The 22,995-nt window shown below is 72.4% G+C and carries 16 protein-coding genes; 9 read left to right on the top strand and 7 right to left on the bottom strand.

Going from position 1 to position 22,995, the window contains the following annotated elements; all coding sequences use genetic code 11:
* The first annotated feature begins 60 nt into the window (after positions 1-60).
* On the top strand, positions 61-660 hold the full coding sequence (locus tag ACFW3L_RS06040; protein ID WP_378736890.1) for a histidine phosphatase family protein: 600 nt from the start codon (positions 61-63) through the stop codon (positions 658-660).
* A gap of 301 nt (positions 661-961) precedes the next feature.
* Positions 962-1,375 carry a YchJ family protein gene (locus ACFW3L_RS06035; RefSeq protein WP_378736889.1) on the top strand — a complete coding sequence of 138 codons (414 nt, stop codon included), beginning with the start codon at positions 962-964 and terminating at the stop codon, positions 1,373-1,375.
* 269 nt (positions 1,376-1,644) lie between these two features.
* On the opposite strand, the gene ACFW3L_RS06030 is transcribed toward ACFW3L_RS06035, so the two are convergent.
* Positions 1,645-2,979, bottom strand: coding sequence for a hypothetical protein (locus ACFW3L_RS06030; protein WP_378736887.1), 1,335 nt, complete (start codon positions 2,977-2,979; stop codon positions 1,645-1,647).
* A 260-nt stretch (positions 2,980-3,239) separates the two neighbouring features.
* Here ACFW3L_RS06030 and ACFW3L_RS06025 point away from each other — a divergent pair, with 260 nt between their 5' ends.
* Both ACFW3L_RS06025 and ACFW3L_RS06020 read left to right on the top strand, forming a co-directional pair.
* The gene (locus ACFW3L_RS06025; protein ID WP_378736885.1) at positions 3,240-5,093 is read left to right on the top strand and encodes a hypothetical protein; all 1,854 of its coding nucleotides are present in this window, start codon (positions 3,240-3,242) and stop codon (positions 5,091-5,093) included.
* 400 nt (positions 5,094-5,493) lie between these two features.
* Complete coding sequence (locus tag ACFW3L_RS06020) at positions 5,494-6,981, top strand: sodium/glutamate symporter (RefSeq protein ID WP_378736883.1); 1,488 nt, start codon at positions 5,494-5,496, stop codon at positions 6,979-6,981.
* Between the two features lie 7 nt (positions 6,982-6,988).
* Here the strand turns inward: ACFW3L_RS06020 and ACFW3L_RS06015 are convergent, their stop codons facing one another.
* The 3 genes from ACFW3L_RS06015 to ACFW3L_RS06005 all read right to left on the bottom strand — a co-directional run bounded on the left by ACFW3L_RS06015 (position 6,989) and on the right by ACFW3L_RS06005 (position 11,134).
* A complete protein-coding gene (locus ACFW3L_RS06015; RefSeq protein ID WP_378736881.1) occupies positions 6,989-8,383 on the bottom strand; it encodes a hypothetical protein in 1,395 nt (464 codons plus the stop codon).
* 227 nt (positions 8,384-8,610) lie between these two features.
* The gene (locus tag ACFW3L_RS06010) at positions 8,611-9,348 is read right to left on the bottom strand and encodes an SDR family NAD(P)-dependent oxidoreductase (protein ID WP_378736879.1); all 738 of its coding nucleotides are present in this window, start codon (positions 9,346-9,348) and stop codon (positions 8,611-8,613) included.
* A 208-nt stretch (positions 9,349-9,556) separates the two neighbouring features.
* On the bottom strand, positions 9,557-11,134 hold the full coding sequence (locus tag ACFW3L_RS06005; RefSeq protein WP_378736877.1) for a hypothetical protein: 1,578 nt from the start codon (positions 11,132-11,134) through the stop codon (positions 9,557-9,559).
* Positions 11,135-11,314: 180 nt separating this feature from the next.
* Between ACFW3L_RS06005 and ACFW3L_RS06000 the strand changes: the two genes are divergently transcribed.
* Positions 11,315-11,800 (top strand): GNAT family N-acetyltransferase, encoded by a 486-nt coding sequence (locus tag ACFW3L_RS06000; protein ID WP_378736875.1) that lies wholly within the window; start codon positions 11,315-11,317, stop codon positions 11,798-11,800.
* An 8-nt stretch (positions 11,801-11,808) separates the two neighbouring features.
* Here the strand turns inward: ACFW3L_RS06000 and ACFW3L_RS05995 are convergent, their stop codons facing one another.
* The gene (locus ACFW3L_RS05995) at positions 11,809-13,107 is read right to left on the bottom strand and encodes a hypothetical protein (RefSeq protein ID WP_378736873.1); all 1,299 of its coding nucleotides are present in this window, start codon (positions 13,105-13,107) and stop codon (positions 11,809-11,811) included.
* Between the two features lie 558 nt (positions 13,108-13,665).
* On the opposite strand from ACFW3L_RS05995, the gene ACFW3L_RS05990 reads away from it, so the two are divergent.
* Both ACFW3L_RS05990 and ACFW3L_RS05985 read left to right on the top strand, forming a co-directional pair.
* Positions 13,666-14,835 carry an FxsB family cyclophane-forming radical SAM/SPASM peptide maturase gene (locus ACFW3L_RS05990; RefSeq protein ID WP_378736871.1) on the top strand — a complete coding sequence of 390 codons (1,170 nt, stop codon included), beginning with the start codon at positions 13,666-13,668 and terminating at the stop codon, positions 14,833-14,835.
* Positions 14,836-16,143 carry an HEXXH motif domain-containing protein gene (locus ACFW3L_RS05985; protein ID WP_378736869.1) on the top strand — a complete coding sequence of 436 codons (1,308 nt, stop codon included), beginning with the start codon at positions 14,836-14,838 and terminating at the stop codon, positions 16,141-16,143.
* Between the two features lie 35 nt (positions 16,144-16,178).
* On the opposite strand, the gene fxsT is transcribed toward ACFW3L_RS05985, so the two are convergent.
* Positions 16,179-18,683, bottom strand: a complete 2,505-nt coding sequence (fxsT, locus tag ACFW3L_RS05980; protein ID WP_378736867.1) for an FxSxx-COOH system tetratricopeptide repeat protein — start codon at positions 18,681-18,683, stop codon at positions 16,179-16,181.
* A gap of 346 nt (positions 18,684-19,029) precedes the next feature.
* Between fxsT and fxsA the strand changes: the two genes are divergently transcribed.
* Together fxsA and ACFW3L_RS05970 are read left to right on the top strand one after the other, a co-directional pair.
* Entirely contained in the window at positions 19,030-19,203 is a 174-nt protein-coding gene (gene fxsA, locus ACFW3L_RS05975; RefSeq protein WP_378736865.1) for an FxSxx-COOH cyclophane-containing RiPP peptide, read from the top strand.
* 145 nt (positions 19,204-19,348) lie between these two features.
* Positions 19,349-21,037, top strand: a complete 1,689-nt coding sequence (locus ACFW3L_RS05970; RefSeq protein ID WP_378736863.1) for an ATP-binding protein — start codon at positions 19,349-19,351, stop codon at positions 21,035-21,037.
* 429 nt (positions 21,038-21,466) lie between these two features.
* Here the strand turns inward: ACFW3L_RS05970 and ACFW3L_RS05965 are convergent, their stop codons facing one another.
* Positions 21,467-22,804: an MFS transporter gene (locus tag ACFW3L_RS05965; RefSeq protein WP_378736861.1), complete on the bottom strand. Its 1,338-nt coding sequence runs from the start codon at positions 22,802-22,804 to the stop codon at positions 21,467-21,469.
* Between the last annotated feature and the right edge of the window lie 191 nt (positions 22,805-22,995).

Raw genomic sequence — 22,995 nt, 5'->3', positions numbered from 1 at the left:
CTCCGGAGGCTTTTCGCGCACGGGGGAATGTGCTGACCGTGTACCGGGCAGGAAGCCCGGATGGGCGCACTGGTGTTGGTCAGGCACGGACAGACCGAGTGGAGCAGGGCGGGACGGCACACCGGCCGCACCGACCTGCCACTGACCGAGGAGGGTGAGCGGCAGGCACGGTCGGTCCGCCCGCTGCTGGCGGACCACCGGTTCGAGCTCGTACTCACCAGCCCCCTCGGCCGAGCCGTGCGCACCGCCGCACTCGCCGGTCTCGGCGGCGCCCGGACCCACTCCGATCTCGTGGAATGGGACTACGGTGCCTACGAGGGGATCACCACCCGCGAGATCCACCGGGAGCGGCCCGACTGGAACCTGTGGACCGACGGGGTGCCCCCGGGATCGGAGGGGTTTCCCGGGGAGAACCCGGAGCAGGTGGGAGCGCGGACCGACCGGGTGCTCCACGACCTCTCCTCCGCGCTGGAGCGGGGCGATGTGGCCCTGGTGGCCCACAGCCACCTCCTGCGTGTGCTCACCGCGAGGAGGCTGGGTCTGCCGCCTTCCGGGGGCGCGCTGTTCCGTCTCGACACCGGCTCCGTCAGCACACTCGGAACGGAACACGGGCGTCCGGTCCTGACCTCCTGGAACCGTTCCTGGGATCCGCCGGAATGAGGCGTCGATAAAGGGTGCGGCGCGAGGAAAAGGTGTTTTCGGGTTTTATGCGCACCGGTGTCCTGGGTACGGTTCCCTTGGATGGACAACGAAGCGCGAACAGGAAACGTACTCCCGATCCCTCGTCCACGCCCCGCTCCCGATGACGGACCTCCGCCCCGCTCGCTCCCGCCCCCGGACCCCCGCCAGCCCCACCATCCCGGACCGTAGTCCGGTCGGTCGCCCGTGTCGGACCCTCTCCCGGCACGGACGCCCGCCGTCGGCGTCCGCCAAGGTCCCGGGCAGCCGCCACAATGGAGGGATGTCGAAGCGCGCCCCACGTCACCAACCGCCCCCGCCCGCGGACCACGCCTGCCCCTGCGGCAGGACGAGGTCGTACGGCCAGTGCTGTGGAAGGCTGCACGACGGCTCCGCCAGGGCGGCCACCGCCGAGGACCTCATGCGCTCGCGGTACAGCGCCTTCGCCGTCGGTGACGAGGCGTACCTGCTCCGGTCCTGGCACCCGGACACCCGTCCGGCCGACGTCGGGCTGGACACGGACACCGAGTGGGTCCGGTTGGAGATCCTTGCCACTGAGGAGGGCACCCCCTTCCACAACGAGGGCGTGGTCGAGTTCCGCGCCCACTACCGGGAGGACGGTCGGTCCGCGAGGGTGCACGAGCGGAGCCGGTTCCTGCGTCACGAGGGAGCCTGGGTCTACGTCGACGCCCAGTAGAGCCCGGGCTCCGGTCCCGTGAGCGGGTGGACACGGGCCGTCGGTGCCAGACGGTGGGAAGGGACCGCGAACACCTCCCGACCGGTCCGCGGCCGTACTGGTGGCACCCGGGGTCACGGGGCCGCGCTCAGGGAGAACCGCTCGACCTGCGTCCGGTCGGACGGACCTCGACCACGAGACCAGGTCGGTGACCCCGCACACCCCCGACGAGGAGTTCGCGCCGCTCGTCGACTCCCCGGTGCGCCGGGACTCGAGATGGGGTTCGGCGGTCAGATCTGGTCGCGCAGCCGCCGGGCCAGGTCGCACGCCCGGGCGGCGGTGTCCGCGTCGGGGTGGTGCCGGGCCAGCGCGTCCAGGACCGGGAGGGTGTCCGGGTGGGCCCTCAGACGGACCGGGTCGGGGTCCGCCAGCACGGTCCGCTCGACGTCCGGTGCGCCCCGCGCGGACAGGAACTCCGGGAGGTCCGCGTTGTCCGGTGTCAGCGCCGCCGCGATCACGTCGATCACCACCCACGACCCGTGCTCACCCAGGACCCGGTCGATGCCGCGCTGGGTGAGCATCCCCGAGGAGAGCAGGACCACCGCCGCCATACTGGCCACGGCGGGGCGCGGCGAGTGGAGCAGGGAACGCAGTTCGGGTTCCAGCTCGGAGCTGGTGGTGTTGAGGACCTGGGTGCCCACCCAGCGGCGGAGGGCCACGCCCGGCCCTGAGACGACCTCGCTGATCTGCCTTAGCGCCTCGGCGGGGCCGCGCCGCTCCAGCCACGGTCCCGCCTCCGCGAGCCGCTCCTCGACGGGCAGCACGGACAGCGCGTCCAGGAACCGAGCGGCCCCGGCACCCGCGAGGGTGTCCACCAGCGGTGCGTGGATCCCCACCTCCAACAGAAGCCGGCGGACCCCGTACCGCCCCAGCGCGGTGAGTTCGACCGTGCAGTGACCGTGGCGGTCCGGCCCGGAGGCGCGGGTGGGGCGGTGGTCCAGAGTGACCGCCCCGGTGTCGGAGAGCTGCCACAGGACGTGCAACAACAGGTCGGTGGCTCTGGACGGAGGCGGCGGCGGGGCGAGCAGCGCCTCGCGTGCCAGCGTGTCCAGGTCCGGGCGGGAGCCGTCCGGTGCTTCGTAGAGGTGGCGCAGTACTCCGGGGAGCAGGTCGGGGCCGGTGGTGCCCGGGACGGGCGGGTCCGTGGGCGCGAGGTCGCCGCGGGCGTGCTCGATGGTGTGCTCGAACTCCTGGAACCACCAGCCCAGGACCTGTTCGGGGTCGCGGACCCGGTGTTCGAGCCCCGGGGCGGGACGGGCGCGTTCGTTGTCGATCTCCACCAGACCGAGGCGCAGCGCGGCGGACCAGGGGACGACGAAGTGGGCGACCTCGGCCACCGAGTGGAGGCCGCCCAGCCAGGTGGCGCGTTCGGTGACCAGGCTGGGGAGGTCGGGCGGCCAGAGCGCGAACCGGGTGATGGCGGTCCGGGCGTCGTCGATGCCGGGCACACCGTGCCGGGTCACCGGGGTGCCCGGGGCGCTCCACCGGGCCAGGCTGAGGGCGTCGCACAGCAGCGGGGAGTCCAGCGCCATGCGGGCGAGTGCGTCGTGGGGGAGCAGTGACACGGGCCTTGCGGCGAGGGGTGGGTGCTCCGGGTTCGACGGGTCATGAGAGGGCATGTCCGCTCCCGGTTTCTCTTCGGGTGTTCGTCTGCGGACCTTGGTCCGGGGGAGTGTTCCGCAGGTCTTCGTGAGTTCCTCTTGTACCGCTCCCGCGAGGGGCGGCGGGGCGGTTTCCCGCAGATCGGTACGAACCCGGGAGCTGGTCGTCCACAGAACGCCGTTCGGATCCGGTGCCGTGGACGTGGGCTGTCTAGGCTGAGGGAATGGACCGTCGCGCAGCGCTGGAGTCGCATGTCCGCTCGATGACCGCCGAAGGGGTCGCGGACCTCCTCGCCACCCTCGCCGAGGGGGTGGTGCGCTACGCCCGGGCCACCCCGCAGACCCTCCTGCACCTGCTGCCGATCCTGGCCTACCGCCCGCGTGCCTTCGAGCGGCTGACCCTCGCCCACCACCAGGTGCTCTACGCGGCGGTCGGCGCGGTGGAGGACCGCGACCGCCTCGGCGCGCCTCCGGCAGGCGACGGACCGACCGGGGAGAGGGTGCCGGGTCCGGTGGGTCACGAGACGCTGCTGGCGAGGGTGGACGCCGACCGCCCCGGCCTGGCGCGGGTCCGCGCGGAGGAGACCGTCTCCGATCTCGTGGCGCTGGCACTGCTGTGGCCGGACGGCCGGGGCGGCTACCACCTCCCCGACGACGCCTTCGCACAGTTCGGTCTGCCCCGTGTGCCGCCACCGGTCCGCTCCGGACTGGGTGAGCTCGACCTCGCCGGTGTCCGTCGGATCGCGCTGACCCTGGGCCTGGACCCCACTGAGGGCCGGGGCGCTCTGACCGGCGGGATCGAGGCGGTCCTGGGCGCACCCGAACGCGTGTTGGAGCTCTGGCACGCCGCGCGGCACGACGTCGCCCACCTGCTGCTGGACCACGCCTTCCTCGGGACGGAGGCGCGGGCGTTCCTCACGAGGGCGGAGGGAGAACCGCTCCACGTCCCGGCGGAGGGGACCGGAGACCCGGACCTGGACTGGATGTTCGAGCACGGCCTGTTGCTGCCCCCGGATCGTCCCGGCGACGGGCTCGTGATGCCGAAGGAGGTGGCGCTGGCGGTCCGCGGCGCCCATCCCTGGCCGTTCGAACCCGCGCCGCGGCCGGTGGTGGGCGTTCCCGTGGACCAGATGACGCCCGGCGGCGGCGCCGACGTGGCCGAGGGCGCGCGACGCGCCCTCACCGCCCTGGCCGGAGCGGACGCGCGGCTCCTGGACGCGGTCACCGAACGCCCGCCCAGGTTGCGCCGGGACGGGTTCCTCATGAAGCAGGGGAGACAGCGCCTCACCCGGGTCGCCGGAGGCGACGGGGACCTCGCCAGGGTCTGGCTGGAGGCCGGAGCCGTCCTGGGGCTCCTCACCGTTCACCAGGGCCGGGTCGCGCCGTCCGACCAAGTGGGGGTCTGGCGTGGCCTCGACACGGAGACCAGACTCGCCGCGCTGGCGGAGGCCTGGGCGGGAACGGAGGACGCCGCGCTGTGGTGGCCGACCCCGGAGAGCGCGTCCCTCGTCCGGGTGCGGTCAGGACGGGCCCGGACGCGGTGGGCCCTGGCGTGCGTGCTCAACGACCTCCCCTGGGGGACCAGCACCGGAGTGGAGGGTCGACGGCTGCTCGCGGATCGCGCCGAGGGACGCGAACCGCCGACGGGCGCGCGGTGGCTGGTCTCGGCGGTCACCTGGCACCAGCCTTCCGTGGAGGGGGAACCCGACACGGCGGGCCGGGTGCTGCGTGCGCTGCGGGAGGCGGAGGTGCTCGGGGCGGTCTTCGGCGGCGCGACCACCGAGGTCGGCCGGGCGCTGTCGCGGCGCTGCCGGGGCCGGTGGGAGACCTGGCCGCACGGGAGCCCGGGGACGGTGGAGGCCGTCCGTCGGGCTCTGGGACTGACCCCGTTGGAAGGAGGGGGTGGCGTCACCGTGGGGTCGGAGGAACGGGGCAGCCGGGTGCCCGGGGACCGTAGCGAGGAGCCTGGTGGTCTGGTCGGACCGGAGGAGGAGCGTCACCGGGAGCTGTGCGAGGCGGCCGGGGAGCTCTTCGGACCGGGGTGGTACGGAGGGGGCGCGCGTACGGACGGAGCATGATCATCCTCACCGCGACAGCGGGTGGTCACTGTGTGTGGAGCACGTGCGTATCGGGTAGTGCACGGCGACCCCGGCGCGGGGTGCGAGGAGGTTGACGGTGCGTGAACGCGCCAACCACGGTGTTTCCCGATTTCCCCCCGATTCCTGTAGGGAATGAAGCGTTCCGGGGCGAAGATTACTGCTGGGTAACAGCACTGGTCCGGCTGGTCGAGGGTGGTCCTGGAGCCCGCGTGACCGTGTGTAGGATTCCCCCTGCGTTCGCGTCACTCGGTCACTGTCGGTCGCGATCCACCACCCAGCCACAGCCCCCGTGCGTCCGTGTGCCCTCTTCGGGTTCCGTGCGCGCTGAGGCACGTCTGTCGTGCCCCCGCACGCCACGGGACCGTACTGAGAGGTAGACATGTCCCCTAACACCGTTGGTCTGGCACTGCTCCTTCTGGGGGTGCTGCTTCTGGTCTCCAAGCTCGTCCGCGTCAGGTGGAAGCTGACCCAGAAGCTGTACCTGCCCAGTTCGATCATCGGTGGGGGGATCGCGCTCCTGCTCGGCCCCGACCTCTTCGGCAGGGCCATGGGGCTGCTGGCCGACCAGGGCATCGCCGTCGGGTTCGCGGAGCGCGCGGCCGAGGGCGGGCTCTTCGGCGTCGACATCATGTCCGTGTGGTCCTCACTGCCCGGCCTCCTGATCTCGGTGGTCTTCGCCAGCCTCTTCCTGGGCAAACGCATGCCGAAGATGCGTGAGGCGATCGACCTGGCCGGACCGAACCTCTCCTTCGGCATCACCGTGGCCAGCGGTCAGTACGTCATCGGTCTGCTGCTCGCCCTGCTGGTCCTGGCGCCGTTCTTCGGCGTCCCGGTGATCTCCGGCGCGCTGATCGAGATCGGCTTCCTCGGCGGACACGGCACCGCCGCGGGGCTCGGCGACACCTTCCAACAGGTCGGCTGGGCCGAGGGCCAGGACCTGGCGCTGGGCATGGCCACCGTCGGTCTGCTCTCCGGCGTCGTCATCGGCATCATCCTGATCAACTGGGGTGCCCGTCGCGGCAAGACCAGCGTGATCAGCTCCGACAGCAAGGGCACGGACCGCGAGCAGGCCGGCCTGGTCGAGCCCGAGAAGCGCACCCCCGGTTCGATGATGACGGTCCACCCCTCCTCCATGGACCCGCTGACGCTGCACTTCGGCCTGGTGGCCCTCGCGGTGATCATCGGCCAGCTCATCCTGTCGGGCCTCCAGTGGGTCGAGCAGGTCGTGTGGGCCGACAGCATCGAGATCATGGCCTACGTCCCGCTGTTCCCGCTGGCGATGATCGGCGGCATCATCGTGCAGCTGTTCATCGACCGGTTCGACCGCAACGACATCGTGGACGAGCAGTCCGTGGAGCGGATCCAGGGCCTGTCGCTCGACGTGCTGGTCATCGCCGCCATGGCGACCCTGTCCCTCCAGGCCATCGCGGACAACATCGCCACGTTCGCGATCCTGTCCGTCGCGGGCATCCTCTGGTGCCTGTTCGCCTTCCTGTTCCTCGCGCCGAGGATCATGCCGAACTACTGGTTCGAGCGCGGCATCGGTGAGTTCGGCCAGTCCCTGGGCGTCACCGCCACCGGCATGGTGCTCATGCGCGTGGTCGACCCCGAGGTGAGGACCCCCGCCTACCCGGCGTTCGGGTACAAGCAGCTGGTGTTCGAGCCGTTCTTCGGCGGTGGTCTGGTCACCGCCGCCGCGATCCCGCTGATCGTGAGTCCGCTGGTCGGGCCGTGGGGATTCCTGGCCATCATGGCCGCGACGATGGTCGCCTCGCTCTTCTTCGGCCTGGTCGTGCTGCGGCGCAGGCGCCGCAGGGAGGAGCAGCGGGCGGAACAGAACGGCCAGGAGCAGGTCCCGGTCGCCTAGGACTGGCTCAGGAGCCCTCGGCGCGGGGCGGGGCGTGGGCGGAGGCGGCCCGCGCCCTGGCCGCGATCGACGGGTCCGGGTGGTGCTGCCCCAGCAGCCGCAGGACCGAGCGTGTGTCGGGGTGCTCGGGCCGCCACAGCCGGGTGACGTCGTCGAGCAGGAAGCGGTCGATGCCCTCGGCCGCCTCGGAGACCAGGAACGACTTCAGGCCGGTCTCACCCAGGCAGGTGGCCGCCGCGAACATGTCGATGGCGGTCCAGTGGCCGAACTGGGCGGTCAGCCTCGCCCGCTCGGGCTCGGAGAGCATACGCGAGGCCAGCAGGACCACGGACGCCAGACCGGCCAGGGTCGGGTCCCCGCTGCGGAGCAGGGCGTACAACTGGGGTTCCACCCGAGAGCTGATGGTGCCCAGCGCCATGGTGGCGTTCCACCGGCGCAGGGCCAGCCCGGGCCCGGAGGAGACGGTGACGATCTCCCGGAGGGCCTGTTCGGGGGAACGGGCGTCCAGCCAGGCCGTGAGGGCGACGAGCTGGCCGTCGGGTGAGAAGTCGGCCAGGGCGTCCAGGAACTCGTCCGCGTCGAGTCGGACGAACTCCTCGGTCAGGGGAGCGGACTGCTCCTCGGCCAGGAGGATCTGCCGGATCCCGAAGCGACCGAGGTCGGTGAGCTGGACCCAGGACGGCGCGGCGCGGGGTGTGCGCGCTCCGGCGCCGTCGGAACGGGGACCGTACCAGCCCAGGGAGATCGCTCCGGTGTCGCTGAGCCGCCACAGTGCCCGGGTCAGCCGGACGCTGTTCCAGGCGGGGCAGCGTGCCGGAAGGTAGTGCGCCTCCCGGGCGGGCAGGATCTCCTGGGTGACCAGGCGCAGGGGTACACGCGCACCGTTGGGTGACTCGTACAGGCGTGCCAGCGTGGTCTGGGGTTCGAGCCCCGCGATACCGCGCAGGGACTGTTCGACGCACGAGTGGAAGGCCAGCGTCCACCACCGCAGCACCCGGCCCGGGGAGTCGAGCCAGCGCTCCAGGTCCGGGGTGGGGCGGGCCTGGCCGGTCTCGCACTCGATCATGCCCAGGTGCTGGGCCGTGCGCCAGGCGGCCAGGAAGTCCTCGGCCTGGGTCGCCGAAGTGATCCCGTCGGCCCAGGCCGCACGTCGTTCCGGGGTGCGGTCGAGGGCACGCGGCCACAGGCCGCACCTCTCGATCGCCGTACGCACGTCCTGCGGGTCCGGTACGCCGTCCACGTCCACGGGGGTGACCGGGCCGCACCAGCGGGCGAGGTCGACGGCGGAGCGCAGCAGGTCGCTGGACAGGGCCCTGTCGGCGAGTGCCTCGATGGGGAGGAGGGACACCGGACGGGCCGCGAACCTGCGCTGGGACGGCGCCTCCGGATGGTGGGTTGACATCTGTGCCCCCGACTTCTCCTCGCTCTGAGTTTCTCTCACTTTTACAGCGGGACCGGGGGCGGTGGAGCGCTTTCGAGGACATCGTGGGGAGAACGCGGCCGATCGGGGTGGCCGGGCGCAGGGCATAACGGAAATTTCGGCAGAAAAACCCAGCTTCTGGTTCCGTTAACGACCTGTCCGAGAGTACAGGCGCTGGAATTCCGGAAACCGTAGTGTGGATTCGTGGTTCAACGCAGGTGCGAGGCGCCGTTGACGTCCAGGACCGCCCCCGAGGACCAGACCGCCTCAGGCGAGGCGAGGTAGCGCACGGCCGACGCGATCTCCTCCGGCGCGGCCACCCGACCGAACGGGCTCTGCGCCCGGACCCCGTCCGTGAGCCGTGCGGACACCCGCTCCGTCTCCACGAACCCGGGCGCCACCGAGGCCACCGTGATGCCGTGCGGTGCCAGGGCCACCGCCAGCGACTGACCGAGCGCGTGCAGCGCGGCCTTGCTGGCCCCGTACGCCGCGTGGTCCGGTTCGCCTTTGAAGGCGCCCCGCGAACCGACGTTGACGATGTGCCCGCCGCGGCCCCGGTCGATCATGTGCCACGCGACCAGGTAGGAGAGGTCGGCGGCCCCGAACACGTTGACGTCCACGGTCGCGCGCCAGACCCGCCGCCACTCCTCGTAGGAGGTGTCGGCGACCGGATGCGGCAGGTTGACGGCGGCGTTGTTGACCAGCACGTCCACGCCGCCCAGGAGCTCGACCGCCTCCTCGACCACCGCCGCCGCGGCCCCGGGGTCGCGCAGGTCGGCCCCGACCAGCACGTGCCCCTCCCCGGGCAACCCCGCCACGGTGGCCTCGGCCTCCTCGCGACGCGAACCGTAGTGCACGGCGACACGGTCACCGCCCTCCGCGAAGGCGGTCGCCACCGCCCTTCCGATCCCCCTGGCGGCGCCGGTGACCAGCACGTTGCGACTCATGTGGTGACCCTTCGACGGTGGCACGGCGTCCCGAGGCTACCGTTCCGGGACACGGCGGCCCCCACCCGCCCCACCCGCCCCACCCTCCCCAGGGCGCCGCCAGCGGCACCGGACCGTCACCTCGCGCGGCGGGCGGTGGGGCGTCACCGGCCTCGCGCGGCGGGGTGGCGGGGCGGGACGTGAGGGGGATCCGAGGCGCGGGCACTGGTCAGGGGCCCACACCGACCGTACCGAACCGGGCGCGGCGGGCGGCCCTCGCGGCCTCCGGGCCCAGGGCCCCCAGAGCGATCGCGGTCAGCACGCCGTCGGTCGCCGGATGGCCCGAGCGCCACATGAGCCGCGTGACCGTCTCCGGGTCACGCCAGACCGGGGCGTCGAAGGGCAGCGGAGCGCCCAGCTCCACCCGCAGCGCGTAGGTGTCGAGCAGGACCACCACCAGCTGTTCCAACCGCACCCGGCCGGGCTCGTCGCTGGCGTGCGCGACCCACCCGCCCAGCACGGGGTGGTCGCGGTAGTCCTCGAACACCCCATGGAGCTCCTCCTCCCTCCCGGCGAGGAGCCGGAAGACGTCCAGCCGCTGGCGCCAGGAGCCGAGTTCGGCGCAGACCTCCAGGAGCTCTCGGGCACCGTCGCGTGGCCCGCGTTCGGCCAGCCAGTCGCGCCCCAGGACCTCGATGTCCACCGGTCGGCCCTCCCAGAGCTGGAGCAGCAGCTCTCGTGCGTCCATGTGCGAGGTCGGCGGATATCCGGGCAGGGCGATCCCCCAGCGGCGCCACCGATGCGCCATGGCCTGGTCACCCAGCGGGCTGATCCGAAGTCCGTCGTCGGCCCGAGCCTCGACCGCCCCGACCCGGACCAGCGAGCGCACCACGGCCGCGACCCGTTCCTCGGCGGTCTGCGGTGCCGCCGACCGGCACGGGCCCGGTTCCCGCGGGGCCGGGACGGAGGGAACCGGGGTCGGCCACGGTGCGAGTGCCGCCACCAGGTCGGGGACGGTCCACACCCCTCCGGAGGTGAACAGTTCTCCGAGTACCCGGGAACCGAGCGTGCCGTGCTCCGCCAGCATCGCGGGCAGCGCCCGGACCCAGGCGAGGGCGACGCGGGTGTCGTCCTCCCAGTCCCGGGCGTCGCCGACGGGACGGACCTCGGTGTAGGTGGCCCGCAGGAACCCGGCGCGCAGCGCGACCCCGAACAGCCTGGCCACCTCCTCCCGGGCCACCCCCAGGTGCGCCGAGGCCTCGGCCACGGTGTGCTCGGTGAGCGCCTCCTCCTCGACGGCGGCGCTGAGGGGCAGGCCCCCGTCCGCCCACGCGGCCAGGCGCAGGGCCCGCTCCAGGTCGGGGCAGGCCCGAGCGGCGGAAGCGGCGAGCCCGGCCGGGGGGAGGTGCACCCGGGGGAGGTCCTCCGGTTCCCAGAGCCGCCCCCACCACGGTGCGCCGTCCTCGGTGACCGACCAGGGGGCCTGGTCGTGGGGGAGGGGCTGGACGGCCTCCACCGCCGCGCGCAGGGCGCGGGGGCTCTCCTCCGGTCCCAGCAGGTTCTGGTCCACGAGGTGGTCGCACCAGGTCAGCCAGGTGGCGCGGAAGTCCTCCGGCAGAGGGCCTCCCGCGGACAGGGTGAGCATGACCCGGGTCACGTCGTCGCGGTCCCAGTCGCCCGGGTCGGATCGGACGTGGCCGTGGACGGTGAGGAGGCGGGTGAGGAATCGTGGGTCGACACGACGGGCCCCGTCGGCCCAGTCGAGGCAGGAACGGACGGCGTCGTCGACGGTGGGCAAAACGGTCATGGCGTCCTCGCTTCTCTCCCGGGGGCTGAGTGGCCGCGCCCCGCACCACCGGGAGGTGACGCCGCCACACATCCATCATCGGAGAACGCGGGTTCCTCTGCTGAGGGCCTGTGGACAACCGCGGACGAACGTTCGGGGGACCCGTGGAGAACGTGCGCGCCGGGTTGGTTGAATGCGCTCATGCTGATCCGTACCGCGCCGCCCTCCGAACGGGAGACCGTCGGCGCCCTCCGTGTCCTGGCCTACGAGCACCAGGGGCTCCTGGACGCGAGTCCCGTGTACGCCCACACCCTGCGGGGGCTCGGGTGGGAGGACGGGGACGAGGTCCTGGTGGCCGAGACGGAGGGCCGTGTGGTGGGCACGGTCGTGTTCGTTCCCTGGGGGCCGCGCTGTGAGATCGCCCGGGGCCCCGACGAGGCCGAGGTCCGCGCCCTCGCGGTGGATCCCTCCGCCCGGCGGTCCGGGGTCGGGGCCGCCCTCGTGCGCGCGCTCGTGGACCGGGCGCGCGCGGAGGGGGTGGCCCGTCTGGTGCTCTGCACCCGGACGGTGATGACCGGGGCCCAGCGCCTGTACGAGTCCCAGGGCTTCGTCCGCCTGCCCGAACGCGACTGGACCCCCGTCCCCGGGGTCGACCTCCTTGCCTACGAGCTGGTCGTCAAGGGCTGACGCGGTTCCTACCGAGCCCGGACGGCGGTGTTCCGCAGGGGGCACGCCCCGACGCGGGCCATCACGCTCTCGGCGGAGGGGTCGGCGGCCACGGCGAGGACGAAGGCCTCAGGGTCGTCGTCGAACGTGGGCAGACCGGCGTCCACCAGGTCACGCGCGGCCTCCTTCGGCGGCCGGTCCGCGAGCCAGCGGTCCAGCAGCACCTCCACATCGACCGGTCGGACCCGATCCAGCAGGTCCAGGAGTCCCTTCGCGTCCAGTCCGTCCAGCGGCGGCACGACCGGGACCCGGACACCGGAGTCGCGCAGGTGCCGGGCGGCGCAGTGGTCGCCCAGGCCGGTGCTCCGGTAGCGCCCCGTTCCGACACCCTCCACGGCGCCGAGGTCGGCCAGCGCTTCGAGCGCCCGCAGGACGTGCTGTTCGGGCTCCTCGGAGCTGGGCAGGGCGCCGGGGCCGCAGGCCCCGACCAGCTCGGCGGGGGTGTGCGCACGCCCGGACAGGAACAGTTCGGCCAGGAGCAGGAACGGGGCGGCACCGGGGAGCGCGACCATGGTGGTCAGCGCGTCCGCCCACGCGTCGGCGGCCGCGCCGGGCCGGTCCTCGGCCCAGGCGGTCGCCGCGGGGCCGGGCAGGACGTGCAGGTAGGTGGTGCGCACCAGCGCCGCCGAGCGCGCCACCGAGAACAGGAACCGCACCTCGGCCGGAGTGCGGTCCAGGTCGCGCGCGGCCTGGGCGGTCTCCTCCGCGCCGAGTTCGTCGTGGTCCGTTCCGGGGCGCAGCAGACGCCTCGGAGCCACCCACGCGGACAGCCGGGCCGCTCGGTGCAGGGGCGGACAGGCCAGGGCCCGGGCGTCGAGCTCGGCCCGGGACTCCGGGACGTAGGGCAGCACCGGTGCGGGTTCGGTGCCCTCCAGGAACCCCAGCCGAGCCAGCAGCGGAGAGGCGGCGTCGTCCACGGGATCGTGGCCGGGAGGTCGTGCGGAACCCGGAGTCAGACCGATGCGCTCGATCGCGGCGCGCAGACGGCGCGGACTCTCCGCCGACCGCAGCCCTCCGGAGGAGACGAGGTGGTCGCACCAGGCCAGCCAGCTGTCCCGGAGGCTGTCCGGCAGGGTGTCCCGGTCCCGCAGGTGGGCGGCGACGTCGTGGACGTCGTCCACGGTCCAGTCGCCGGGTTCGTGCGCCCCGGTGTCGCGGTGGACGCTGAGGAGGAGGGCCAGGTCCCGCTCCTCCAGCGCGGGTGGGGGATCGGCTTCGCTGGCCCAGTCGAGGCAGGCGGAGATGGCGGGCAGGAGTCTCTCGGTCATGTCATGGTCACCGAACGTTATGCGGATGGCCGAACCGCATCAGGGTAACCCCGGCAGGTGCCCTCGCATGGGAAAACGTCGAAAACCAGACCCTTCCCGACCGTGTTCGGACGCGGTAATGGACGCGTTTTTCCCTGGTGTTGCTGGGGGAGCGGTGAAGCGGGGGGAGAAAGGGTGGGCAAAAGCGACGGAATCATAACGGGTGGGTGTATCGGTGGGATTGGTCGTGCTCTCTGTCGGTAATAACTAATCGCCGTTTCGCTGGCCGGAATCGGTCATTTTCTCAAGGCGTGCGGTGTTTGGGGTCCGTGGGTCGGGAAGAATCGCCGGAGGCGGCGGGAGGGGGCCGGTGTCGGGCGAGGGAGGTCCGGGCCAGGGCACCCGCACCGCGGGGTGGGAGTGGACTGTCCAGGCACGAGGCGCGTGGATACCCACGGGGAGTACACAGAACGACAAATGCGATAATCCAACTGGGTTACGCACTTTCCGTCATCCCAGGAGGTCGCCCGCGTGGCACGGAGTACCGATCCGGAAAGACGCCCCGAATGGCCCGATGGCATGGACGTCGACGCGCTCCTCGGTCAGGGGTGGCGGCCCACGCCCTTTCGTGAGTTCATCCTCAAGATCCACAGCCGCTGCAATCTGGCCTGCGACTACTGCTACATGTACGAGATGGCCGACCAGAGCTGGCGGTCGCAGCCCCGCCGCATGGCCCGGCCCACCGTGGACCGCGTCGCCGAACGCATCGCGGAGCACGCCCGCGCCCACGGACGCGAGCGGGTGGACGTCGTCCTCCACGGCGGTGAACCGCTCCTGGTCGGCCTCGACCACCTGAGGCACACCGTCCAGTCCCTGCGCAAGGCCTGTGAACCCGACGTCCACGTGGCGCTGCGCATGCAGACCAACGGCGTGCTGATCGACTCCCACTTCCTCGATCTGTTCGAGGAGCTCGGCATCCGCGTGGGGGTGAGCATCGACGGAGCCGAGGCCGACCACGACCGCCACCGCACCCGCGCCAACGGGCGGGGCACCCACGCCGAGGTGCGCGCGGGCATCCAACGGCTCAACGACCGCGACGGCCGCCTGCTGGCGGGCCTGCTCACCACCATCGACCTGGAGTCGGACCCGGTCACGACCTTCGAGCACCTGCTGGAGTACGACCCGCCCGGCGTCGACTTCCTCCTACCGCACGGCAACTGGGACGAACCTCCGCCCGGGTGGTCGCCCACCGAACCGCGCTACGGCGCCTGGCTCGTGTCCGTGTTCGACCGCTGGTACCACTCGACCGAGCGCGAGACCAACATCCGCATGTTCAACGAGATCATCCGACTCGTCCTGGGCAGCCCCTCGCGCACGGAGAGCGTGGGACTCTCGCCCGCCGCGCTCGTGGTGGTGGAGACCGACGGCAGCGTCGAACAGGTCGACAGCCTCAAGTCCGCCTTCGAGGGGGCCGCGAGCACACCCCTGCACACCTTCACCCACACCTTCGACGACGCCCTCTACCTGCCCGCCGTGGCCGCCCGCCAGATCGGGGCCCGCGCGCTCAGCCCCACGTGCGCCGACTGCCCCCTGTCCCGGGTCTGCGGCGGCGGCCTCTACCCGCACCGCTACCGCGAGGGCAGCGGCTTCCTCAACCCGTCCGTGTACTGCGCGGACCTGTTCCACCTGATCACCCACATCCACCAGACCGTGGCCGCGGACGTGGCCCGCATCAGGAGAGGGGTCTGAATGTCAGATCCGGTTCCGGAACCGGTGTTCGAGGCCCTCGCCCGTGGCGGCGGCGGGGACGGGGCCACCGCCCACCTGCGCGCCGCCCAGTTCGGCAAGCACCTCCTGCTGTTGCGCCGCGTCGTGGACGCGGCGCGGGCCGCGCGGCACCCCGACGCCGACCGCGCCCGGAACGCCTACGAACTGCTGGCCCGAGCCCAGGAACAGGCACCCGAGCAGGTCGCGACGGTTCTGCGCCACCCCACCGTGGGGGTGTGGGCCCGGCGGACCGCGTTGGCCTTGGCCGGACACCGACCCGAACGGCCCCGGGTGACCGGACTGGCGGCGGTCGCGGCCGTCGCCGCCCTGCGCGGCCGGATGGACGCGCGCCTGGAAGTGCCCCTGGACGGCCCCACCGCCCCGCTGCCGTCACTGGGCCGGGCCGTCCTCCACACCAGAGGCGGACGGGCCCTGTTCGAGACCACCGGAGGCCGGGCCACCCTGAGTACCGGACACGGTCCGGAGGTGGCCGTTCCCGAGGATCCCCACGAGGACGCGCCCGGTTGGCACGCCCTGCGCCGACTGGCGGCCGAACACCGGGGCCGACGCCTCACGCTGCTCCTGGACGACCTGGACCCCGACCGCATGCCCGGGGCCGACCTCGTCGCCCACCGGATCGGAGCCGCCGAACTCGCCCACTGGCGGAGCACCCTGGAGGGGGCCTGGCGGCTGCTGGTGGACGACCACTGGACGGTGGCCGCCGAGACCGCCGGCACCGTGCTCACCCTGACCCCCATCACCTCGCCGGGCGGGCGTGCCCACACCAGCGCCACCGCCCGACACGCCTACGGCAACCTGGGGCTGTCCACCCCGCCGGGAGCGACCCTGCTGGCCCTCACCTTCGCCCACGAGGTGCAGCACGCCAAACTCTCCGCGCTGCTCGACCTGGTGGACCTCACCCTGCCCGAGGACGGCAGCCGCTACTACGCGCCCTGGCGACCCGACCCGCGCCCCGCCTCGGGGCTGTTCCAGGGGGTCTACGCCCACCTGGGGGTGGCCGGGTTCTGGCGCAGGCACCGGCACGCCGTCACGGGACGGGAGTCCGCCCGGGCCCACGCGGACTTCGCGCACTGGCGGCGCTCCACGGCGGACGCCGCCGGTGCGCTGGCCGACTCGGGCAGGCTCACCACCGAGGGCAAACGGTTCCTGGCCGCCACCGACCGCACCCTGCGGGCGTGGCTGGCCGAACCGGTCCCCGCCCCGGCCGAGGAGGCGGCCGACGCCGCCGCCCGCACCCACTGGGAACGCTGGCACGCCCGCCACGGCTGACCGGGGACGGGCGGGGTGCGACCCGCCCCGGGGGCTCAGAGCAGCGGGGGGTCGAAGTCCGCGACCAGTCGGCGGCCCTCACCCGCGGCGCCGGTGTAGGAGTGCTCACGGCCCAGGGCACGCAGGTAGCCGGTGAACGTGTGCTCGGCCAGCTCCTCGGCGTCCTCCGTCTCGTGCTCGGCGCGCAGGTCCAGCACCAGGTTGGAGGCGCAGGCCAGCGTGCTCGGGTGCTCCTCGCCCAGCAGGGACCGGTAGCGGCGCAGGGTGCCCCGGCCCAGCCGCGTCGCGTTCTTGGCCTCGCCCAGCGCGGCCAGGTCGCTGGCCAGGTTGGTGGCTGCCGCCAGGGTGTAGTGGTGGTTGCGGCCGAGCCTGGCCTCCAGGGCGTTGAGCGCCGACTCGTTCATCGAACGCGCACGCGCCGGGTCGCCCATCAGCCGGTACAGCAGCGCCACGTTGCTCGTGCAGCCGTGCTTGTACGGGTGGTCGGCGCCGTAGGCCTGGGCGTAGCGCATGTCGGTGTCCTCGGCCAGCTCCAGGGCCCCGGCCAGCTCGCCGGTCATCCGCCACAGGTTGGCCAGGCACATCGCCGCCGCCAGGGTGTCCGGGTGGTTGATGCCGCGCAGCCGCAGGTAGCGGGAGTGCGCGTCCTGCCCGAGTTCGAGCGCCTCGTCCAGCTCACCCGAGAGCCGCCGGGCGATCGCCAGGTCCACCTGGGCGCGCAGCGTGCGGGGGTCCTCCACACCCAACTGCTCCCGGCCGTAGGCCAGCGCGTCCTCACCCAGGTCGCAGGCCTCCGTGTAGTCGCCGGACAGCCGCACCACCTGGGCCAGCCCGGACCAGAAGGCCAGCAGCGTGGGCGAGCCCCCGGCCGGTCCGCTGCGCTTGAACAGCATGTAGGCGCGCTCGTGCTTGCTCTGCGCACCCCCGAAGTCGCTGGTGAGCGTGTGGTCCAGGGCCAGGTTGTACAGGGCGCGCAGGGTGGCGGTGTTGTTGGGGCCGAAGGCCTCCTGGTACTGGCGGAGCACCTCCTCGTCGTGCTCGCGGGCCTGCCAGAAGTCGCCGCGCGCCCGGTAGTCCGCGCCCAGGCCGGAGAGCACGGAGAGGGTCTCCGGGTGCGCGTGGCCCAGGGTGCGGCGCATCTTCGGGAGGATCGCCAGGTTGAGGTCGTGCGAGGCGATGTACCTGCCCAGGTCACGGAGGCGGTTGGCGTACTTGGCCTGGGCCTCCAGCACGAAGGAGTCCTCCTCGCCGGAGTCGGCCGTCCACTTCTCGATGAAGTTGCGCGCGTAGCGGCTGGCGGTCTCGTAGTTTCCGGACACGTAGAGGAAGTTCAGCATGTTCAGCGCGAAGCGCCGCACCTCGGGCCGGTCCGACTCCGCGACCCCGGCCGGGCGCATGTGGGAGAGCAGTTCGAGGTAGCGCGCCTGGGCCGAGGCGTCCGTGAAGCTCTTCGGCGCCGCCGCGCTCAGCAGGGACCACACCTCGACCCGGATCGAGTCCTGGGTGTCCTCGTCCAGCTCCTCGCGGAGCAGCGCCTGGATCAGCCGGTGCACCTGGATGGTGCGGTTGGCCTGGTCGAGCCGGACCAGGGCGTACCGGCCCAGCTGGCCGATGGCCTTGCTCAGGCGGATCGGGTCGGCCATCAGCTCCGCCATCTCGGGACGGATCGGCCCCTCGTCCACCGGGAAGAAGAGATCGCGGGGGATGGGCTCGGGGCCGAAGAAGGCGCAGCAGCGCAGCAGCTCCATCGCCTCGGGCAGGTTCTCCTTGAGCTTCTCCACGGACAGCTGCCACGCGGCCGTCATCGGCTTGGGGTACTCCGGCGGCTTGCCCTCACGCAGCAGCGGGCCGGTGCGCTCGGACAGCAGGCGCAGGTACTCCTGCGTGGACATGCCGGTCTCGGACTGGAGGGCTCCGGCCTGCTCCAGTGCCAGCGGGAGGTGCCCCAGGGCCTCGGACAGCTCGACGGCCTCCTCGGTGGTGATGCCGCGCGGGATGCGCTTCTTGAGGAACTCCACGCTCTCGTGCTCGCTGAACACGTTGACCGGCACCGTCTCCGCCACGCCCTCCCACCGGTGGTTGCGGGTGGTGATCAGGACGTGCCCGGGCCCCTGCGGGATGACCTCGGTGAGTTCCTCCGGCTCGTCGGCGTTGTCGAAGATGAGCAGCCAGCGCGCGTACGGCTCGCCCTTGCGCAGGGCCTCCAGCACCGCGTCGGCGGCGTCCTCGACCCCGGTCACCCCCGGCCCGGGCAGGCCCAGGTGTGGCGCCAGGTGGGCCAGCGCGGAGTCCACCAGGCCCGGCTGGTCGGCCATGATCCACCAGACCAGGTCGTACTCGCCCCGGTACCGGTGGGCGTACTCCACGGCCATGAGGGTCTTGCCGACCCCGCCGTACCCCTGGAGCGTGTGGGGGACCACCGGGTCCGAGGGCTGGGGGACCACGGCGGTGACCTGATTGAGCAGTCCGGCACGGAGCGCGCTGATCTGTTCGTCGCGGCCGGTGAAGTTCTTGTGGCGCGGCGGGACACGCCCCCACACTTCCGGGAATCTGTTTCCGCCGTGCCCTTCCGGGAAACGGTTCCGGTTCTGGCCCAGGGGGGTCCCTTTGGAAGCGGTCACGCGTTGTCCTCCGGTTTCACATAGGCCCCACCAGGAATTCTTTTCCCCATCACAATAAGAAGTCCCGGTGTTGTGTCGTGTCGGTACTTGTTGCCTGAGGGATTCGTCAACCTCATCAGAGTAGGCGAAGAGGTTAGGGAAGGACAGGTGTGTGGTAGGAACTTCTGTACGGCGAATCGAAGAACGCCGGTGCGAATGGGCGGACCCCACCGGCCGTTCGCGGTCGGCCGCGGAACGGCGGCCGCTATCACGCGGAGGCGAGCACATGGGAGAACACGGGTTCACCGGTGGAACAGCGCTGGTGGACGTGGGTGAGCTGTCGTTGCGCGACCTGGAGGGCATCGGCGGTTCGGCGATAGCCGAGGCGCTGCGTACGGTGCTCGACCCCGGAGAGGCGGGCGCCGAGGTGGTGGCCGGGTTCGTCAACGACCCCGAGTAGGACCGTTCGGTGGCGACACGTCGTCGGTGCGGCGAAAAGGACACAGGAATGTCACCAGGGCCCGAAACCGGGCCCTGACGTGACACCATGGACAGCGCTCATCACGCAGACGCTGTCTCCATTCTCGCTGGCCGGGAGCTGCTTCATGACACGAGCCGCCATCGTCCACGCGCACGGACCGTTCGTCGGGGCGCGGCCCTTCCGCGCCCGGGACCGGCGACACTTTCTCGGCCGCCGTTCCGAGACCGAGGAACTGGTGCGTTCCTGGAGCCGCCACCGGCTCACCGTCCTTCACGGGGACAACGGGGTGGGAAAGACCTCCCTGGTCGGAGCCGGCGCGCTGCCCGCGCTCACCGATCGCGGGAGCACCGTCCTCCCCCTGGGCGAACTCCGTTTCGACCCGAGCTTCCCCGCCGCCATACTCCCCGGTCAGAACCCCTACAGCAGGGCCCTGTTGGCGCTGTGGAGCCCCTCGGACTTTCCCACACACGGGCCGGGCACCTCGATCACCGACTACCTGCGCACCCACGAGAGCACCGACCGGCAGGGCCTGCCCCGGCCGGTCTTCGCCGTTCTGGACCAGACCGAACTCCTGTTGCGGCGTTCCGCCGCGCCCGAACCGGTGCGCCGGGACTTCCTGGACGAGCTGTTCACCGCTGTGGAACGCCGCCCCGACCTGCACCTGCTGCTGACCGTGCGCACGCAGCACCTCGACGAGCTCCGGCGCCTGGTGGAGAAACGGGAGGTGGAGCACGCGGAGGTGGGGTTGGCCCCGTTCACCCCCGGCACCGCGACCGAGGTGGTGACGCGCTCCCTGACCCTGGCCGGCTCGCGTACCGCGGTCCGGGACTCCGGGCGGCTCGTCGACCAGATCCGCGCCGTGGGCGAGACGGGGAGCGGTCTCCGCGCCGGCGACGACACCGTCGAGCCCGCCCTCCTCCAGATCCTGGGGCAGGCGCTCTGGGAGGAGGCCAACGGGACCGGAACCGCCCTGGTACCGGACTCCGACGCCGAGGTCGACCGCGTCCTCACGGTGCACCTGTCGAGGGTCCTGGCGGAGGTGGCCCACGAACACCTGGTGTCCCCGGAGGTCCCGCACGCGTGGCTGCGCGCCGTGGCCGAGGCGGGGCCCCGGGGCGTGGGCCGTCCCGCCTGCGAGGATCCGGACGGCGAGCTCACACCCGGAATGGTCCACGCCCTGGAGGACCGCCATCTGGTGACCGCGAACCGCGACGGGTCCGCCTACCTGTTACGGCATCCGAGGCTGGCCCGTCCCCTCGCGGCACTGTCCCCGTTTCCTCCGGCTCCCCGCGGCCAGGGCGAGCCGAACCTCCTGGACGCCGCCCGCGTCGCCCACACCCGGGGGGAGACGGCGCTGGCCGCCGAACAGGCGCGTCGGGGCCTGAGCTCCCGTCCGGCACCGGGTCCGAGGGAGCGCGCGCTGCTCACGGCTCTCCTGGGAGACCTCGCCTTCGAGCGGGGCGACCACCGCGCGGCGGCCGGACACTACGCGGACGCGGCACGGCAGCGGGAGGCGGTCGGTGACGGAGCGGCGGTCTCGCGCCTGCTGGTGGCCGAGGCGCGCAACCGCCTGATGGTCGGGGAGCGGTCGGCGGGGCTGACGGGGCTGGCGGCGGCCGAGGGGCGCGTGCACGCCGACCCCAGCCTGCGGGCCGGGATCGGGCAGGTGCTCTGGCTCGCGGGGCAGGGGAGTTCCGCCCTGGACGTCCTGGAGGGCGCCATGGTGGGCGGCGGCGGGATCACCGAGGCGCGGCGCACGCGTGGTGAGATCCGAGCCGAGCAGCGGGGAGCCGCCAAGGGGGGAACGCGTTGAGCCTGTTCGACTCCACCGTGCTGGTCGCACTGATCACCGGCGTCATCACGGCCGTCAGCACTCTGGGGGCGACGGCCCTGTCGGGGCACCGCGCCGCCCAGGTGGAGCGATGGCGCGCCGAGCACGCCCTGGAGCGGGAGCGGGAGCTGCGCGACCACGAGAGGGGTCTGGCCCGGGAGCGGGAGGTGCGCACCCGGTTGGAGGAGGTGCGGGGCAGCGTGTTGCGGCTCGACATCGGCATGCGCAGCATCGCGCAGATCCGGTTGCACGGACCGTCCCGGCAGGGCGGCGACGACCTCTCCGAGCTCGTGCGTCAGGCCCGGACGGACGTCTTCGAGGCGGTGATCGCGGTGGAGCGCATGCGCGACGTCCTCTCGCCGGACGGACAGGACCGGGTCGACGACCTCCGCGACGCGGTGGACGAGGCCCTCAACCACGTCCAGGCGCGTACCGACCGGAGCGCTGAGCAGGTGCACCGGGATTTGGCCTCGGGTCTTCGGGCTCTGGCCGAGGTGGTTCCGGCGGAGTGGGTCCTGGAGGCGGTGGCGGCCCCCGTCGTACGGTCCGGGGGCGCGGCCGGCTCCTTCGCGGTGCCGTTCGAGGCTGACCCGAGCGCAGAACGAGAGCCAGAGTGAACGCGAGGGTGAGCGTTCCGACGGCCGCGCACACCAGCAGGACGGTGCCGTGCACCCCCAGTGACTCCAGCGCGTAGCCCCCGCACAGCATGCCCACGGGCAGGGCGCCCCCGCTGAGGAAGCGCACGGTACCGGTGAGCCGTCCCAGGTACTCGGGGGGCACGTGGGTGGTGTGGTACGTCGCCACGGTGACGTTCATGTGCGCGCCGACGAAGCCGATGCCGCCCCAGACCACGGGCAGCGTCGCCAGGAGCCAGGTCGGTCCGGCCCGCTCGGCCGTCACCAGCAGCAGGGTCAGGGCCAGCCACGACCACAGGCAGAGCACCACCATCCGGGTGGGGGTCAACCTGCGGACCAGGATCGGGGCGAGCAGGGCGCCGAGCAGCCCTCCGGCACCGGTGGCGGCCAACACCACGCCCAGCAGGAAGGCCGACAGCCCCTCGTCGGTGGCGGTCATCATGATGATCAGCCAGACCGACTGGAAGAGCGCGTTCGTGACGGTGCACACGACCAGGGACCGCAGCAGGAAGCGGTCCGAGCGCAGGAGCAGGAAGCCCCCGGAGAGTTCCCTGAGGACACCGTGCCGGGAACCGGAGCGCCGCGCCCTCCTCGGGATCCGGGGCAGCAACCAGGCCGCCCACAGCCCCAGGGCGGAGACGACGGTGTCGAAGAGCGCGGGCAGCCCGTGTGCCAGTCCGTACAGGGCACCGCCGAGCGGGCGGCCGATCATCTGGGTGGCGTCGGTGCGGGCCTCGTTCTTGGCGGCCGCGCCGGCCAGTTCGTCCCGGGGTACGAGCAGGGGCACCGCGGCCGCCCCCGCCGTCGCGTGCAGGGTGCCGCACACGCCGTGCAGGGCCGAGGCCACGGCGAGCAGGACGACCGGCGCGTCGAACACCAGGACGGGACCGACGAAGAGCACGACGCAGGCCACACGGGTGGCCAGACCGACGACCATGACGGTGCGCGGGTCGTGGCGGTCCACCACGAGGCCGACGGGTATGTGCAGGACGGTACGGGGCACCATGCCAGCGGCGGCGATCCAACCGGCCAGGACGGGAGACCCGGTGTGGAACAGGGCCAGGAGGGGGATGGCCAGGCCGAAGGTCATGGTCCCGAGGCTGGCCAGCGCCACACTGCTCCACAGCAACGCGAAATGGCGTCGCCAACGTCCGGTGTCTCGAGTCGGAAAGGTCTCCCCAACGCGGGGTTCCGTTGTTGACATCGTTCTCAATGCAGATGGAAAACGTGGGTGCCGAAAAACCCCGCAAGGTGTACCGGGGTGACAAATCCGAATGCGGCAGGCCCTGTGGTGTAGGGCTTGTG

Source organism: Nocardiopsis sp. NPDC058789 (assembly GCF_042745575.1).
Classification (GTDB): domain Bacteria; phylum Actinomycetota; class Actinomycetes; order Streptosporangiales; family Streptosporangiaceae; genus Nocardiopsis; species Nocardiopsis eucommiae.
The sequence above is the reverse complement of the archived record's forward strand: the minus strand, read 5'-3'. Positions and strand labels throughout refer to the sequence as shown.